The sequence below is a fragment of the Streptomyces sp. Y2F8-2 genome (assembly GCF_014905555.1).
Classification (GTDB): Bacteria; Actinomycetota; Actinomycetes; order Streptomycetales; family Streptomycetaceae; genus Streptomyces; species Streptomyces cynarae.
The window spans coordinates 242,848-257,302 of sequence record NZ_BNGS01000005.1; the positions used below are offsets into that span (position 1 = coordinate 242,848).

Below are 14,455 nucleotides of genomic sequence, written 5' to 3' on the forward strand. Positions count from 1 at the left end.
GGGCCCCCGGTCCGGACGACCGGGGGCCCCGCCGCGTGTCCCGCCGCTCAGCGTCCGTCGTCGCGGCGCAGGGGCCCCCAGGAGCCGGACTGGCGGTCGACCTCGGTCTGGGCCTCCCTGATGACCTTCTCGTCGACCCAGCCGACCGGCTCGACGTCCCGTACCAGCGGCTCGTTGTCGGGCCCGCGCCCCTCGACCCGGCCCCGCAGAACCCAGGGACGCACACCCTCCCCCTTCTCACGGGGCAGGTGCGAGTAGTCGTGCAGCCGCCGGGCCACCCACAGCTCGACGGGCCGGTCCCCCCACCAGGGCTCGACCCCGAGGGGGTTGGCCGACAGTCCCGGCATCGGGACGCCGGTGAGGTCGTCCCTGCTCTTCGCGTTCCCCAGATCGGCGGAGGGTCCGCGCGACCAGCGGACGTAGAGGTCGGAGTCGCGGTCCACCAGGGCCCCCAGCTCGCCGAGGGTCCGCACAACGGGAAGGTCGTCCGTGGCGTTCATACGGTCGCTCCTCCTCACGGTCGCCCATGCCCCGGTGGCCCCTGCGCCACCGGTTCCCCACCACGACGGCACGGATGCGCTCCCGCGCCGCGGTCACCACCGGGTACCCGTGTGCCCAGGGGCAATCCCTGAGGTGGTGGGGGAGATCCACGGCCGCCGTTCTAGAGGTCGACGGCCGCCATCCCGGCCTCGTCGTAGCGGTCGCCCGCCGGCGGCGGGAGTTCGGCGTCGATCCGGGCGAGGTCGTCCTTCGTCAGCTCGACGTCGACCGCGGCGGCGTTCTGTTCGAGGTAGGTGCGGCGCTTGGTGCCCGGGATCGGGACCAGGTCCTCACCCTGCGCGAGCACCCAGGCGAGAGCGAGCTGCGCCGGCGTCACGCCCTTCTCGGTGGCGATCTCCTTGACCTTCTCGGTCAGCCTGAGGTTCGCCTTCAGGTTCTCCCCGGTGAAGCGGGGGCCGTTGCGCCGGAAGTCTCCCTCGTCGAGTTCGTCCGGCGAGGTGAACCGGCCCGCGAGGAAGCCGCGCCCCAGGGGCGAGTAGGGGACGAACCCGATCCCCAGCTCACGGCAGGTGGGCAGCACCGCGGCCTCCGGGTCGCGCGACCACAGCGAGTACTCGGTCTGCACCGCGGTGATCGGGTGGACGGCGTTCGCGCGGCGCAGCGTCTCCGCCCCCGCCTCGCTGAGGCCGATGTGGCGTACCTTGCCCTCCGCGACCAGCTCAGCCATCGCCCCGACCGTCTCCTCGATCGGCACGTTCGGGTCGACGCGGTGCTGGTAGTACAGGTCGATGTAGTCGGTCCCGAGCCGCTTGAGCGAGCCATGGACGGAGCTGCGCACATGCTCGGCCGAGCCGTCCTGCCGCCCGATGGTGCCGATGTCCCCGGGGACGGCGTCGTCCATCCGGTAGTTGAACTTGGTCGCGATCACGTACTCGTCGCGGTGTCCCTTGATCGCGCGGCCGATCAGCGTCTCGTTGGTGAGCGGGCCGTAGAGCTGTGCGGTGTCCAGGAACGTGACGCCCAGCTCGAGGGCGCGCCGGATGGTCCTGATGCCCTCGTCCTCGTCGGCGGTGCCGTAGAAGGCGGACATCCCCATGCAGCCGAGACCGATGGCGGAAACCTCCAGGTCCCGAAGCCTGCGCTGCTTCATGTGCGTCTCAGCCCTTCCTTGCGATGCTGTCCTTCGCTCCGCGGGTGCGTGCGAAGCGTGAGGCTCACCGTGCCCGCGGCTCACCGTGCCCGCGGCCTCATGGCACACCGGCCTCCTCAACTCCATAGAGCGGCGAATCCGCCGCAGCGGCATCCCGGAGGTCCGCATACGGCGAGTCCGGCAGGCGGTACTCAGCCGGCACAGTCCGGCGTGCGCCGAGGTCCGGCACGCGACCATGTGGCGAGACGGCCGCCCGGCGCCCGCCGCCCACGGCACGTTCGCCGCACACGGCCCGTTCGCCGCACACGGCCCGTTCGCCGCCCACGACTGTTCCCGGTGAGCCATGGCGTGCACGCTAGATCTTCGAGTGGGCTCGAAGTCAAGGCGGCGGCCGGAGCGTGGCTCCCTCAGCGGCCCTTGCGGCCCACGCCCGCGTACACCCAGTACTCCCGCGGGTTGTCCGGAACCGGGTCCTCCGGATCCGGGCGCCACAGCGGTACGTGCACCAGGCCGGGCTCCACCAGGTCGAAGCCGTCGAAAAGGGCGAGGATCTCGTCGCGGGAGCGTGCGGTGACCGGCGACGTGGCCCGGGACCGGTACAGCTTGCCCACGGCGGCGGCCGTGTCCGGCCGGTCCTGGTTCGTGGCATGGCTCATCGCCAGCCAGCTGCCCTCGGGGACGGCGTCCCGGAAGGCGGCCACGAGGCCGGCCGGGTCCTCCTCGGGGGCGATGAAGTGCAGGATCGTGATCATCAGTACGGCGACCGGCTCCTCGAAGTCGATCAGTTTCCGCACCTGGGGCGAGGACAGGACGTCCTGCGGCCTTCGGATGTCGGCGTCGACGATGTCCGCGTGCGGGTTGTCGGCGAGCAGGGAAGCACTGTGCGCCACGGCCACCGGGTCGTTGTCCACGTAGATCACCCGCGCTCCGGGGCTGGCCTCCTGCGCCACCTCGTGGACGTTGCCCTGGGTGGGGATGCCCGAGCCGAGGTCGATGAACTGCCGCACTCCGGCTCCGATCAGGAAGCGCACGGCCCGCCGAAGAAAGGCGCGGTTGGCCCGCGCCAGGGTGCGGACCTGGGGGTCGATGGCGGTGAACGCCGCCAGCGCCTCCCGGTCGATCGCGAAGTTGTGCTGCCCGCCCAGCATGGCGTCGTACATCCGGGCGACGCTCGCCTTGTCGGGATCGACGCCCTGCGGGAGACCCTCGTGACCCGGCACTCCAACTCCCCCAATCGACAATGATCTTGATGTCCCATCATATAGTTGCCAGCGACCACGCGGCGGGGCGATCCCCTGCCGCCGGCAGCACCCGGCCCCCACCCGGAAAGGCACGACCCTGCGGAACGAAGCGCGCAGCCACTTCGGCGAAGCACCGGCGGCCGCAGGCTCGCCCCGTCGACTTCCCTTCTCCCCGGCGGCCGACGTCATCGGCTCCGAGCTCGACCTGCACCTGACCGGCAGCCATATCGTGCACGCGCTGACGCCCGGGTTCTGCGACGCGGCATCGGTGTACCTGCTGCAGCGCTGGCTCGTCGAGGAGAACGTCTACGCCGTCGCGGACCCGCCGCAGATCGAGGCCCGCCGGCTCGCGCTGCGCGTGGGAACGGACGCGGCGGAGGACTGGGAGGGCATACTGCCGGTCGGCGAGGTGATCGTCTTCCCACGGGAGACGCCCTACGCACGCGCCCTGGCCACCCGGCGCACGCAACTGCTCGACGCGGTGGACGCCCACACCACCGAACGCCTCACCGCCTCCGGCGGCGACGCGGCCCGGATCAACCGGCTCCTGCAGACGGTTTCCTTCCTTGTGGTGCCGCTGCATCTGCGCGGCACCGCCGTCGGTTTCATCGTCGGCAGTCGTGGCCCGCACCGGGCCCGCTTCCGCCTCGACGAGGCCGCGGCCGTCGAGTCGCTGGCCGCGCGGGCCTGCGTGGCCCTGGACAACGCACGCCGGTACGAGCGTGAGCGCCGCACGGCTCTGGCCATCCGGCGAAGCCTGCTCCCCGCAACAGCACAGGAGTTCGACGGCTGCCGCATCGCCCACGACTATCTTCCCGCCGGACAGGACAACATCATCGGGGGCGACTGGTTCGACGTTCTGTCCCGGCCGGGCGGCCGAATCGGTCTGGTCGTCGGGGACGCCATGGGGCACGGCCCGGAGTCGGCGGTCGCGATGATCCAGCTGCGTACCGCCGTGCGTACTCTGGCGGGCCTCGACATCGCCCCCGCGGAACTGATGCGCCGGCTCGACGCACTCGCCTGCGACACCCCCGGCGCCTCCTTCGCCACCTGTATGTACGCCGAGTGGGACGCGCAACGGCGTACCTGCACGTTCGTCGGCGCCGGTCACCCTCCGCCGCTGATCCGGGGCCCGGACGGACGGGCCGCACCGGTCTCGCTCACCAGCGCCGGCCTGCCGCTCGGCCTCGGCACGGGCACCTATGAGCCGACCGTGCTGCACGTTCCCGAACCCGCGCTGCTGCTGCTCTACAGCGACGGCCTGGTGGAGTCCCGCCACACCGACATCGACCAGGGCATCGCCGCCCTCGCCGGTCTCCTGGACTCGTACGCCGCAGCGTCCGCGGACTCGACCGACCCGGGCGCCCTGCAAGCGCTGGGCCGGCGGCTGCTGCACGACACACCGGCCACGGACGGCACGGACGACCGGACCGTCCTCCTCGCCGAACTGACGCCTGTGCGGGACTGAACGACCTGGGCTCATCACCGTCTTGTGGGCGGGACGGAGCGATGGAACGCTTCCCCTCCGCCGGTACCGTCCGGGAGCGGTGACGCGGAGGGGAGAGGGCCGATGGAGTTGGAGCTCCGGCACCTGCGCGTGCTCTGCGCGATCGCCGACGCGGGGAGCGTGGGGCGGGCCGCGGCGGACCTGGGGTACTCGCAACCGGCCATGAGCACCCAACTGCGGCGCATCGAGCGCCACTTCGGTGAGCCGTTGTTCGAGCGCGGCGCATCGGGCGTGCGGCTCACCAGGTACGGCGTGGAGGTCGTGGCCCGGGCGCGGGATGTCCTCGCCCGCGTGGAGGCGATCGGGCGCCGTCCGTGCGGGAGCACTGCGAGAACGCGTAGGGCCCTGCGCGTGGCTGCCACCAACTCCCCGATTCTGCCGGGCATGGTGATGCGGGTCCGGCGCCGGCTGCCGGACGTGTCGCTCACGGTGAGCAGCGTGTACGCGTCCTCCCGGATCGTCGAGCTCCTTCAGGAGGGCGTGGTGGAGGCGGCGATCGCCGCGGACTACCCGGGCAGGGAGTTGCGCCATTCGGCCACGGTGGCACACCGGGGGATCGTCACCGAGCCGACGTTCGTGGCTCTGCCGACGTGTCACCGGCTCAGACACCACTCCCAGGTCTCGCTCGCCGACCTGGCGGAGGAGGCGTGGTTCGTGACACCCGACGACGGAGCGGGCTGGCCGGGAGTGTTCTACGCGGCCTGCGAGGCGGCCGGCTTCTCACCCGCGGTGGTGCACGAATTCCTCGGCGACCAGGCGCAGTTGCAGCACATGATCGCCGACGGCCTCGGCGTGTCGCTGGTGCAGGCGACACTCCGGCCGACGCCGGGCGTGCTGGTCAAACCACTGACGGGCACACCGCTGTGGTGCCGCTATGTGCTGGCCTGGCGGCGCGACAGGGTTCCCGAGGAACTGGCCGAGACGCTTTACGTCTCCGCCACCACGGCCTACCAGGATCTCGTCGCCCGCTCTCCGCACCTGCGGACATGGGCTTCGCGGACGTGGCGCGTGACCGTGACATAGCTCCGGCGAGCATCCGGGCGGATGCCGTGCCAGGTGTCATGTCCCGCCAGGTGCCATGCCCCGCCAAGTGTTATGCCCCGCCGCGCAATGTGCTATGTCACACCCCATTGTGAGGACCACCGGCCCTTGAGAAGGTGCCTCTCACGCCTCATCACCGCCTCCGAGGCGCATCTATCCGTGAAGGAGCCCAGATGCGCTACCGCTTCGCCCTGCCCAGACGCGTGGTCGGCGCCCTCGCCGTCTGTGCCGCCGCCGTCGGCCTCCTGACGACACCGGCGCCAGCCGCCCCACCCCCGGCCCGCACCGCCGCCGTCGCCGCATCCCGGACCACGACTCCTCCCGTGCCTCCGACCGGCTCGGACTTCGGCGTCTGGGACCGGGCGGTGCAGGGCCGACGGGCCGCTCCGGACCGGCTTCCGCCCTTACGGGCGGAGTCGCCCGCGCGTGAACCGTCCGCCGCCACCGGCGCGAAGACCGTCTCCGTTGCGAAGCCCTGCGTCCCCTCCGACTTCGGCGGCCGGAGTGGGTCCGCGCTCGTGGCCTTCGTCGCAGCCTCGACCGTGGAGTGCGTCAACAGCCTGTTCGCCGTCACCGGTACCGACGCGCACGCGATCTTCCGTGAGCCGCAGATGGTCACCGTCGCCCACGCCTTCACGCACGCGGCGCGGCGATACGGCGGCGACAACTCGGCCGGCATATGGCAGCTGGTCCTGTTCCTGCGTGCCGGCTACTACGTGCAGTTCAACAACCCGTCCGACGTCGGTCCCTACGGCACGGCCCTGACCACGGCCACGGCCCGGGGCCTGGACGCCTTCTTCGCCCGCCCGCATGCGCGGGACGTCACCTCCGCGAACGGCGACGTCCTGGGCGACGTCATCGTCCTCACCGACAGTGCCGGCCTTCAGGGGCGTTACCTGAGCGTCTATCGCAGGGTGCTGAGCGGGTACAACAGCTCCTACGACGCCGTCGCCGGCATGGTGGCGGCCGTCAACGACGTCTACACGCCCCTGTGGCGCGGAAACTGGAACACCGCCTACGTCGACGCGGTCACCGCCGACCCCCGCATCCTCGACACGCTCCACACGTTCGCACTCGACCACCGGAGCCTGCTGCGGACCGACCGTGCCCACCTGGACTCCAACGCGGGCATGGTCCTGGCCCGCCACATCGAGCATCCCGGCCTCCGGACCACGGTCCGCCCGCTGGTCAAGGGCCTGTTGAAGGCATCGCGGATCACCGGGCCCACAGCCGGGCTGTGGGTCGCCGTCGCGACCCAGGTGGACTCCTACGACAAGGCCCACTGCTCGTACTACGGCGTCTGCGACCTCGCCGGCAGACTGGCGAAGGCGGCGCTGCCCGTCACCCACAGCTGCGACGCGACCCACACCATCCGGGCGCAGGCACTGACCTCCGCAGACCTCGACGCCACGTGCGCGAGCCTGGCCGGCCAGGACCCGTACTTCCACGCCCTCGTCAAGGACGAGGGACCGATACCCGGCCAGTACGAATCGACCGTCCAGCTCGTCGTGTTCGCCGACCGCGCCGACTACCGGACCTACGCGGGAGCCATCTTCGGCGTCAGCACGGACAACGGCGGCATCACCCTGGTGGGCGATCCCGCCGACCCCCGCAACCAACCAATTTCGATCATGTACCAAAAGGGATTCGACGACGGCTTCACGGCCCGGATCTGGAACCTCAACCACGAGTACACGCACTACCTGGACGCCCGCGACGACATGAAGGGCGACTTCTCCCAGCAGACGGCGGTGCCGGACGTCTGGTGGATCGAGGGCCTGGCCGAATACGTCTCCTACAGCTACCGCGGCACGACCGACGACCAGGCGGTCGCCGAGGCGGGCAGGCACACCTACACACTGAGCACGCTGTTCCAGAACACCTATGCCAACAGCGACGTGACCCGCACCTACCCGTGGGGCTACCTCGCGGTCCGCTACATGTTCGAAAAGCACCCGGATGACATCCGGCGGATGCTCGCCCGCTTCCGGGTCGGGGACTACCCGGCCGGCTACGCCGTGTACGACGGCATCGGCGCCCGCTACGACGCCGACTTCGACACCTGGCTCACCGCGTGCGCCGCGGGCGCCTGCGCCGGCCCGGGCCCGGGCGGCCTCCGGCACGGCGACGCGCCTCCGCGGCGGTAGTCCGCCCGACAGGCCGACCGGCCGCACGGCAGCCGGCCGGCCTCCTCGATTCGGTCGGACGGAACCCCGGGCGGCGACATCGCCGGTTCAGCGGTGGAGTGCGGCGAGGTTCGGCCCCGGCAGGTGGATCCAGCCCTCCCGTGCCGCTGCGGCGCGCTCGTCCGCGGTACGCGGTCCCACGGTGTCCCCGATCAGGACGGCGCGGGCGACCAGGGCGCAGACCAGGGCGTCGAGGTGGTCGTGGCTGTCGGCGCACCGCTCCCGGACGGTCCCGGGCAGGGGCGCCCCCAACCCGGCCTCCACCGAGCCGATGATGTGCTCGCGAACGGCCCGCGCCTCCAGCACCGCTCTCTTGTAGCTGCCGGCGGGGCGGATCCCCCAGCGCCGGAGCGCGGCAGCCGGGTAGACCTCGGCGACCGGTCCCGAGCCGTCCCGGGGCACCTCCACCCCCGTCGCCGCGAGGGCGTCCAGCAGCCGCGCCGCCCGCAGCGCCACGACACCCAGCAGATCGGTGGACACCGACAGCGGGGGCCGCATGGCGGTCGCCTTCCAGGTGATGTCGTCGGTCAGCCGGAACCGCAGCGGGTCAAGACCCGGCCTTCCATCCGCGTGTTCCCCGTACCCGGCGGGAAGCGGAAGGCGCTCACCCCGGTGATGCGCCTCGACCGTCGCCACGAAGCTCGACGGCCAGCCGAGAGGACAGTCCAGGCCGGTCTTGTCGGCCGACCGGATCACGGCCAGCAGGCCGTCGTCCCCCTCGGGCTCGAGGAACTCCGCCGTCACCCCTGGCCCGCCGCCCCACGTCATCCGGCACACGGCGGTACGCCGGGCGCTCGCGGCGAGATCTACACCGACCGTCACCGCCTGTCGTCGCATCACGCCCGGAATGCTCCCGCAGCACGTCGGCCGGGTCCAACCGCTACTCGTCCTCGGTCACCGTCAGCTCGACGCCGCCCACGAGGCCTGCCGACATGTTGTAGATGAAGGCGGCGAGCGTCGCCAGGGCCGTGGTCAGCGCGACTTCCAGCACCGCGATGCCGGCGGTGAGGGTGAGCGCCCAGCCCAGCGACCGCCAGGTCACCGCTCCGACCGCGGTCAGCAGCACCCACAACAGAGCGACGGTCACGATCGAGCAGACCCCCAGAGTGAGCGATATCAGGAAGCTGGTCGTCATGACCGACCAGGGATCGGCCCCCGACAGCCGCAGTCGTGCGCGAGGCGTGCGCGGCGCGGGGCGACCCCCGTCCCGCAGCCCGCCGGAGCCTCGGCCGTCCGTAGCGCCGGGGGTCGCGCTCATGGGGTCCTCCTCACGCCTCACCAAGCCGCTCAGACGGCCGCCGACACGCCGCGCTCGGCCGCCGTGGCGATGTGGTGGCGTGTGATCCGGCCGACCTCGTGCCAGAAGGGTTTGGCGGTCAGGTACGTGCCGAGCGCGGACAGGAAGCCGATGGAGGCGTCGACGCTGATCCGGCCCTGCTTGGCCCAGTAGACGTCCTGCAGGTCCAGCAGCAGCGCGAACTCGTCGAGGATCAGTGCGTTCCCGCACCCGTAGGCGACCGCGACGACGGGGTGCCCGATGGCCCGCTCGTCACCGCGTACGGCGATCAGGCCCACACCGGCGAGGGTGGCGATGCCGAAGTTGTAGTGGTGCAGGTGCTCGCCGCCCGCTGAGATGTTCCCCCAGGGCAGCCATCCGCCCCGGATGCCGTGGGTGATGATCCGCACCGTGCCGAAGGTCACTCCGAAGGAGATCCATGTCACGAGCAACGACCGCTGGAGCGGTGTGAGATGCCGCTCCGCCGCCTGACGCCACCGCCGCACGAGCAGCGGTCCCTGCGGACGGCTGTGCCGCTCGGCGACAGATCCCATGACCGACCGACCTCCCACACCGAACGGGCACCCGCTGTGCGATGCCGACGCTATGTTCGGCTATGTCCCTCTGCATCCCGAACTGCCGCCGAGAGCAGCCCTTCGACGCCGGCGACAGTGCGGGAAGACCGTGCGGACGGGGCCGATACGGCGGGGCGGGGGCGGGCGGCGCCGCAGAGGCTGTTCGGGTGACGACGCACGGACCGGCAGCAGTACCCGTCCGGTGGCGGTACGGGAGTGCGTTCAGTGCGACCTGTCAGGACCCCAGGAGCAGGCGAGTCGGGCTGTACGCCGGGTTCTCCAGAAGCACCCTCCTGACCTGCGGCTTTGCGGGCCGAACCGGCTGTGGCCTGCTAGGACGGGTTGCAGAGGCGATCGGAGGCAGTCAGAGGAAATCGCTCTGATTCGACCCCGGATCGACCCGGGTCGCTCAGAGGCAGCCAGAGGCAACCCCTCTGCTCCTGCCGCCTGAGCGGCCCGGGAGTCCGGAGTCGGACAGGCCGACGACTCCGACTCCTTCACGGTCTCCCCGGTCGAGCCGCGATGGGGATGCCTGCCTCCGCCGGAGCCAGGCACACGAAAGCCTCCAGGACGGCCATCCTGGAGGCTCTTCGCTGGCACCGATTGGAGGTCGGTTCCGGACACCACCCGTGGTTTTAGCGGGCCCCGGTGGCGTCCATGTCTTTCGCGAGACGACCCCACGTGCCACAGCAGACCCATCACGCAGACGCATCCCGACGACCAGCAGACCAGAGCCGATGGCTGGGCCTTCACATGCTGACGCCGGCCGCGGCTGATCTCATCCTCCACGGTGACCTCACCGGCCGCTACGCGACCGGCAGCTACAGCAAGCTCGCTTCCGACGGCCGCACCGTGGCCCTGCGCGGGGCGCGTCAGGGCGCGGCGGAGCACGGGCACCGGATCACGGCGGCCATCGCCTGCCACGTGGCCCGTGCCGGCGGAACCGTCGACGACCTGACCCGATTGCTGCTGCACCCCGACCACGAGGGCGGACGGCACGCCCGGCACATCGCGGTGCGGTCGGGGCAGGCCCGTGCCCTGGACTACATCCACCGTGTGTGGGCCAGCGCCTCGGTGGCGGTCGCCAGCACGGCGCCTCTGGAGTCACGCCAGCACGCGCGCGAGGTGCTCGCCGCGTTGCGCGACCGGATCGAGACGACGCCTTGGCCCGGAGAGCGGGGACGCACCGCGTTGCGGGTGCTGCGGGCGCATCTGACCTTCGCCGAGATCGCCGGTGGACCCCTGCACCACGCCAGCGAGCGGCAGACCGCGGAGGAAGCGGGCATCTCCCGCACGACGCTCCGGGCTGTATACGAGACCGTCCTCAAGCCCGGCGGCTGGCTGCGGCGCCTGCGGGTCGGCCACGGCCGGGAGGGCTCCACCTGGTACATCAGCGACGGCACTACCAGCCGTCACGACGTTCCCGCTGCGCTGTCTCGTTTCCGGACCACTCAGTACCCCCCCGACCCGGCACTTGAGGAGTGGCACACCCCTGAGACAGACACAGGGGCCGACATCGACTCCACCGTCATCGGCCGCCTGATGGGCCACGACGCCTTCGCCCACCACGGCCTCGGCAGCACCGCCCTCATGATCCTCGGCGCCCTGCGCGCCCGCCCATCCCAGACCATCGGGGAGCTGGTCCGCTCCGCGTCGGTCTCCCGGGCCACCGCCTACCGGACCCTGCGCCGCCTGGCCGACCACGGCCTGGTCCACCACCACGGCGAGACCTGGTCCCTCGCGCCGCGCGCCCTGGAAGGCCTCGGGGAAACCCGGCCGGGCGCCGTTCCCGACCCGTCCGCGCAGCTCGCACAAGGCTGGGTCGCCGTGGCCCAGCAGTACGGCACGTTGGGCGTCGGGGCCCACCGCAGGGCACGGCACGCCGCGGAACGCGCGGCATACCGGGCGCTGCTGGACCGGGTTGCCGAGCACCGCAGCAAAGCCGTGGTGCTCGTCCGTGACGGCCGCCAGGTCCTGGTGCCCCCTCCCCGCCCCGATGAGGTACCGCTCTCGTGGTGCGCCCCGGGCGGACGCGTACTGGACCCAGTCACGGGCCGCCCCGCCCCCGACTGGCGTGTGGCCACCGACGGTCGGCTGATCCTCATCACGCCCGCTGACCAGCGCAGTTACGACGAGCTGGCAGCCGCCCATGCCGAAGCCCTCAACGAATGGGAGACCGCTGCATGACCTCACCACCCCCCGCCGACCCTGACGCCAACAAGGCGGTGACGCCCCAAGCCCTGCGTGAGCAGTACGAGTCCGGTGCCACCGTCCAGGAACTGGCCGCCGCCAGCGGACTCTCCTACGGCACCGTCCTCAACCGGCTGCGCAGTGCCGGAACCGTGATGCGGACCTCGTGGCAGACCCGCCGAATGCGCCAGGACCCGCAAGCACGCCGCCGACTCGCCACGCAGCTCCGCGCCCTGTACGAGCAGCACGGCGCCACGCTCGCCGAACTTGCCGCAGCGGCATCCGTGACGAAGCGCGCCGCCCGGCACCTGCTGATCGAGGCCGGCGGCACCCCGCGCACGGCGCAGGAAACCCTGCGGCTGCGCGCCGCACAGCGGGCAGCCGAGCGGCACCGGCTCGCGCTGTCACTGCGGGAGCGGTACGAGGCCGGTGCCTCGGTCCCGGAACTGGCGACCGACTGCGGCTACTCCAAAGCAACCGTCTACCGGCTCCTGCGCCAGGCAGGGACCCGGATGCGGCCCGGGCAAGACCGCGGACGGTCCCACGGCGTGCGGAGGCGGTCGTGAGCGCCCCCACACCACGGGCGCCGCCCATCACCGGCCCCCGGCGAACAACCAAAGCATCAGCAACCCACTGGAGATCACGCACACATGAACGAGAACACACGGTCCGAGACCCTGGCGGCGGCAACAGCTGGTGCTTGGGACGCCTTCGTCATCGTCGTCGGCATGCTCAAGGGCGGCACCGGCAAGACCACCTCGGCCTGGTTCATCGCCCTCTACTACGCCGTCGTCCTGAACCTGCCGACGCTGCTGCTGGACGCCGACGCCACCAGCCAGTCCGCCTACGACTGGTTCAAGATCGCCCAGGCCGGAGGCTTCGCCATCCCGGACAACCTGGTGGTCGAGCGGTACCCGTTCGACGACATCGCCGAGTACATCCGCGCCAAGCGCGCTGAATATGGCGCGATCGTGGTCGACGCCGGCGGCGGCAGCGCCCGCATCTTCTACGAGGCGGTCACCGAGGCGAACCGGCTGATCGTGCCCGTCGCCCCCACCAAGATCGAGCGCCGCAAGCTCGTGGCCACCTTCGACGAGGCCGAACGCGCCGCCGCCCGCAACGAGCGCGACGTCACCGCCCACGTGGTCCTCGTGAAGGCCGATGACCGCACCAGCCTGCCCCGCACCGCCAAGGACCAGCTGCTCCACCCCACCGTGGGAGAGGGGATCGGCCCGGACCGCGACGAGCCGTTCCCGCTCGCCGAGACCACCATCCACTCCTGGGTGCACTACATGGAGGCCTTCGGCGAGATCCCCACCGAGCTGAGCGAGTACGCCGAGCTGATGAAGGAGCTGACGGCATGAGCGAGCGTATGAAGCCCCCCACCCGCCGCACTGGTCGCACCCTCGGCGGTGGGGCCAAGAAGGCGGCCCCGCCGCCCCCTCCCCCGGCCGCCGAGCTCACCCCCGAGCAGTACGCCGCCGAACAGGCCACCGCCCAGGGCGAAGGGCACCCCGCAGCGAGCGAGCCGCAGATTCAGCCCACTCCTTCCGCAGTTCCCGCCGAGGCATCGGCGCACGGCCGGACCGAGGCAGTGCCCGAAGTGGCGCAGACCTCAGCCCAGCCGACTGCCGCGCCGCGCGACCCGGTGCCGGAGCCAGCTGCCAGTCAGCTGGCTCACCCGGCCGTCGACGCGCCCGTGGCGGGGACAGAGTCCGCCGGGATGCCGGTGGAGCGGCAGGTGCCGCCTGTGGCCCCGGCTGCCGAGCCTGCAGCACCTGCGGTCCAGGCCACGCAGCTGGCCGAACCTGTTGCGCAGCACGGTCTGCCTACTGTCACGTCCGCGGCTGCTGGTGCGGCTCCGGCTGTTGAGGTGGCCATTCGCCCGGCCGTTCCTCCGGTGGCAGGCGGTACGTTCCCGGTGAAGACCGATGGTCCGGGGGCTCACCAGGAACAGGACACTCGATCGCAGGAGGCGCCCAGCGAGGGGACACCGTACGCGCACGGTCCCGGCCGTCCCAACGACGTTCCCGAGGTCGCCGTCGTTCTCAACCAGCGCATCATCGCGCGAGAGAGCCTCGACTCGTCGGTACCCGCTGCCCTGAAGCTGAAGAAGCGGATCAAGCGCTTCGCGCTCGACAACGAACTCGATCACCTGCCCATCGGCGATATCGTCTCGGTCGCGCTGGACGAGTGGCTCAGCGCCCGCGGCTTCTGAATCTCACCGGTGTGCACGAGGGGCGGCCGTCCCCACGCCAGGGTGTGGCCGCCTCTCCTACCGACTATTCCAATAGCCTGCTAGGCGAATAGCTATCCGCCTAGCAGGGCCGACCGGAGCAGCTCTCGTGCCTGATCACTCCCCCTACGCCCGCCGACTGCGTGAGATCGCCGACGCGCTCGACGCCGAGCCCCATTCAACCGACGACGCTCTTACGCCGCACCCGGACACTCTGGAAGTCGTCAGCAACCGGCACACCAAGCGCGGCCAGCTCAACTACGCCGTCCCAGAAGTTCTCCAGCTTCAGCGTCGGATTCGCCGCTACAACGCCGACACGGATGTGCCGCACGGGGACATCGTGGCTCTTGCCCTCGACACATGGCTCCGTGCTAAGGGCTATCCACCCGACCTTCGGCCGCCAGAGACTGAAGCGATCTGAACCGTTGGGCTCGAAAACTGCCTGGGAGCTTCCGAAGGGACTGCCAGGCCCCACTCTTCGTTTCGGCCTGTTGTGCTCGAAGGTCAGGCCGGCTCCAGCCCGCCAAGGATCTGATGGATGAACAGTTGATC

14 protein-coding genes are annotated in these 14,455 nt (G+C 71.2%); 8 read left to right on the plus strand and 6 right to left on the minus strand.

The genetic code is table 11. The features are described 5' to 3' along the window. Positions 1-47: 47 nt before the first annotated feature. The 3 genes from SY2F82_RS18790 to SY2F82_RS18800 form a co-directional block, all read right to left on the minus strand. Positions 48-500 carry a DUF6098 family protein gene (locus SY2F82_RS18790; RefSeq protein WP_200420257.1) on the minus strand — a complete coding sequence of 151 codons (453 nt, stop codon included), beginning with the start codon at positions 498-500 and terminating at the stop codon, positions 48-50. Positions 501-661: 161 nt separating this feature from the next. After that, positions 662-1,651, minus strand: coding sequence for an aldo/keto reductase (locus SY2F82_RS18795; RefSeq protein WP_200420258.1), 990 nt, complete (start codon positions 1,649-1,651; stop codon positions 662-664). 407 nt (positions 1,652-2,058) lie between these two features. Then, the gene (locus tag SY2F82_RS18800) at positions 2,059-2,871 is read right to left on the minus strand and encodes an SAM-dependent methyltransferase (RefSeq protein ID WP_200420259.1); all 813 of its coding nucleotides are present in this window, start codon (positions 2,869-2,871) and stop codon (positions 2,059-2,061) included. A gap of 250 nt (positions 2,872-3,121) precedes the next feature. On the opposite strand from SY2F82_RS18800, the gene SY2F82_RS18805 reads away from it, so the two are divergent. From SY2F82_RS18805 to SY2F82_RS18815, 3 genes are all read left to right on the plus strand, one after another. Continuing rightward, the gene (locus tag SY2F82_RS18805) at positions 3,122-4,360 is read left to right on the plus strand and encodes a PP2C family protein-serine/threonine phosphatase (RefSeq protein WP_308437774.1); all 1,239 of its coding nucleotides are present in this window, start codon (positions 3,122-3,124) and stop codon (positions 4,358-4,360) included. A 102-nt stretch (positions 4,361-4,462) separates the two neighbouring features. After that, positions 4,463-5,422 (plus strand): LysR family transcriptional regulator, encoded by a 960-nt coding sequence (locus SY2F82_RS18810; protein WP_200420260.1) that lies wholly within the window; start codon positions 4,463-4,465, stop codon positions 5,420-5,422. A 191-nt stretch (positions 5,423-5,613) separates the two neighbouring features. Further along, a complete protein-coding gene (locus tag SY2F82_RS18815) occupies positions 5,614-7,587 on the plus strand; it encodes a collagenase (protein ID WP_200420261.1) in 1,974 nt (657 codons plus the stop codon). Between the two features lie 87 nt (positions 7,588-7,674). Here the strand turns inward: SY2F82_RS18815 and SY2F82_RS18820 are convergent, their stop codons facing one another. From SY2F82_RS18820 to SY2F82_RS18830, 3 genes are read right to left on the minus strand one after another with little or no spacing between them, the layout of a single operon-like run. Further along, on the minus strand, positions 7,675-8,463 hold the full coding sequence (locus SY2F82_RS18820; RefSeq protein WP_200420580.1) for a DUF429 domain-containing protein: 789 nt from the start codon (positions 8,461-8,463) through the stop codon (positions 7,675-7,677). Positions 8,464-8,506: 43 nt separating this feature from the next. Beyond that, positions 8,507-8,884, minus strand: coding sequence for a DUF3566 domain-containing protein (locus tag SY2F82_RS18825; RefSeq protein WP_200420262.1), 378 nt, complete (start codon positions 8,882-8,884; stop codon positions 8,507-8,509). A gap of 29 nt (positions 8,885-8,913) precedes the next feature. Further along, on the minus strand, positions 8,914-9,456 hold the full coding sequence (locus tag SY2F82_RS18830; RefSeq protein WP_200420263.1) for a hypothetical protein: 543 nt from the start codon (positions 9,454-9,456) through the stop codon (positions 8,914-8,916). Positions 9,457-10,230: 774 nt separating this feature from the next. On the opposite strand from SY2F82_RS18830, the gene SY2F82_RS18835 reads away from it, so the two are divergent. The 5 genes from SY2F82_RS18835 (at position 10,231) to SY2F82_RS18855 (ending at position 14,324) form a co-directional block, all read left to right on the plus strand. Next, positions 10,231-11,664: a helix-turn-helix domain-containing protein gene (locus SY2F82_RS18835; protein ID WP_236041618.1), complete on the plus strand. Its 1,434-nt coding sequence runs from the start codon at positions 10,231-10,233 to the stop codon at positions 11,662-11,664. Then, positions 11,661-12,233 carry a helix-turn-helix domain-containing protein gene (locus SY2F82_RS18840; RefSeq protein ID WP_200420264.1) on the plus strand — a complete coding sequence of 191 codons (573 nt, stop codon included), beginning with the start codon at positions 11,661-11,663 and terminating at the stop codon, positions 12,231-12,233. Before SY2F82_RS18835 ends, SY2F82_RS18840 begins: the two co-directional genes overlap by 4 nt. A gap of 84 nt (positions 12,234-12,317) precedes the next feature. Continuing rightward, positions 12,318-13,031, plus strand: coding sequence for a ParA family protein (locus tag SY2F82_RS18845; protein WP_200420265.1), 714 nt, complete (start codon positions 12,318-12,320; stop codon positions 13,029-13,031). Then, positions 13,028-13,885, plus strand: coding sequence for a hypothetical protein (locus SY2F82_RS18850; RefSeq protein WP_200420266.1), 858 nt, complete (start codon positions 13,028-13,030; stop codon positions 13,883-13,885). The genes SY2F82_RS18845 and SY2F82_RS18850 overlap by 4 nt, the downstream gene beginning before the upstream one ends. Before the next feature lie 127 nt (positions 13,886-14,012). Continuing rightward, positions 14,013-14,324, plus strand: a complete 312-nt coding sequence (locus tag SY2F82_RS18855; RefSeq protein WP_094057466.1) for a hypothetical protein — start codon at positions 14,013-14,015, stop codon at positions 14,322-14,324. Positions 14,325-14,455: the final 131 nt, after the last annotated feature.

Coding starts and splice junctions, on each gene's coding strand:
- SY2F82_RS18790 (WP_200420257.1), bottom strand. CDS start 500: ATGAACGCCACGGACGACCTTCCCGTTGTGCGGACCCTCGGCGAGCTG.
- SY2F82_RS18795 (WP_200420258.1), bottom strand. CDS start 1,651: ATGAAGCAGCGCAGGCTTCGGGACCTGGAGGTTTCCGCCATCGGTCTC.
- SY2F82_RS18810 (WP_200420260.1), top strand. CDS start 4,463: ATGGAGTTGGAGCTCCGGCACCTGCGCGTGCTCTGCGCGATCGCCGAC.
- SY2F82_RS18815 (WP_200420261.1), top strand. CDS start 5,614: ATGCGCTACCGCTTCGCCCTGCCCAGACGCGTGGTCGGCGCCCTCGCC.
- SY2F82_RS18820 (WP_200420580.1), bottom strand. CDS start 8,463: ATGCGACGACAGGCGGTGACGGTCGGTGTAGATCTCGCCGCGAGCGCC.
- SY2F82_RS18825 (WP_200420262.1), bottom strand. CDS start 8,884: ATGAGCGCGACCCCCGGCGCTACGGACGGCCGAGGCTCCGGCGGGCTG.
- SY2F82_RS18830 (WP_200420263.1), bottom strand. CDS start 9,456: ATGGGATCTGTCGCCGAGCGGCACAGCCGTCCGCAGGGACCGCTGCTC.
- SY2F82_RS18835 (WP_236041618.1), top strand. CDS start 10,231: ATGCTGACGCCGGCCGCGGCTGATCTCATCCTCCACGGTGACCTCACC.
- SY2F82_RS18840 (WP_200420264.1), top strand. CDS start 11,661: ATGACCTCACCACCCCCCGCCGACCCTGACGCCAACAAGGCGGTGACG.
- SY2F82_RS18845 (WP_200420265.1), top strand. CDS start 12,318: ATGAACGAGAACACACGGTCCGAGACCCTGGCGGCGGCAACAGCTGGT.
- SY2F82_RS18850 (WP_200420266.1), top strand. CDS start 13,028: ATGAGCGAGCGTATGAAGCCCCCCACCCGCCGCACTGGTCGCACCCTC.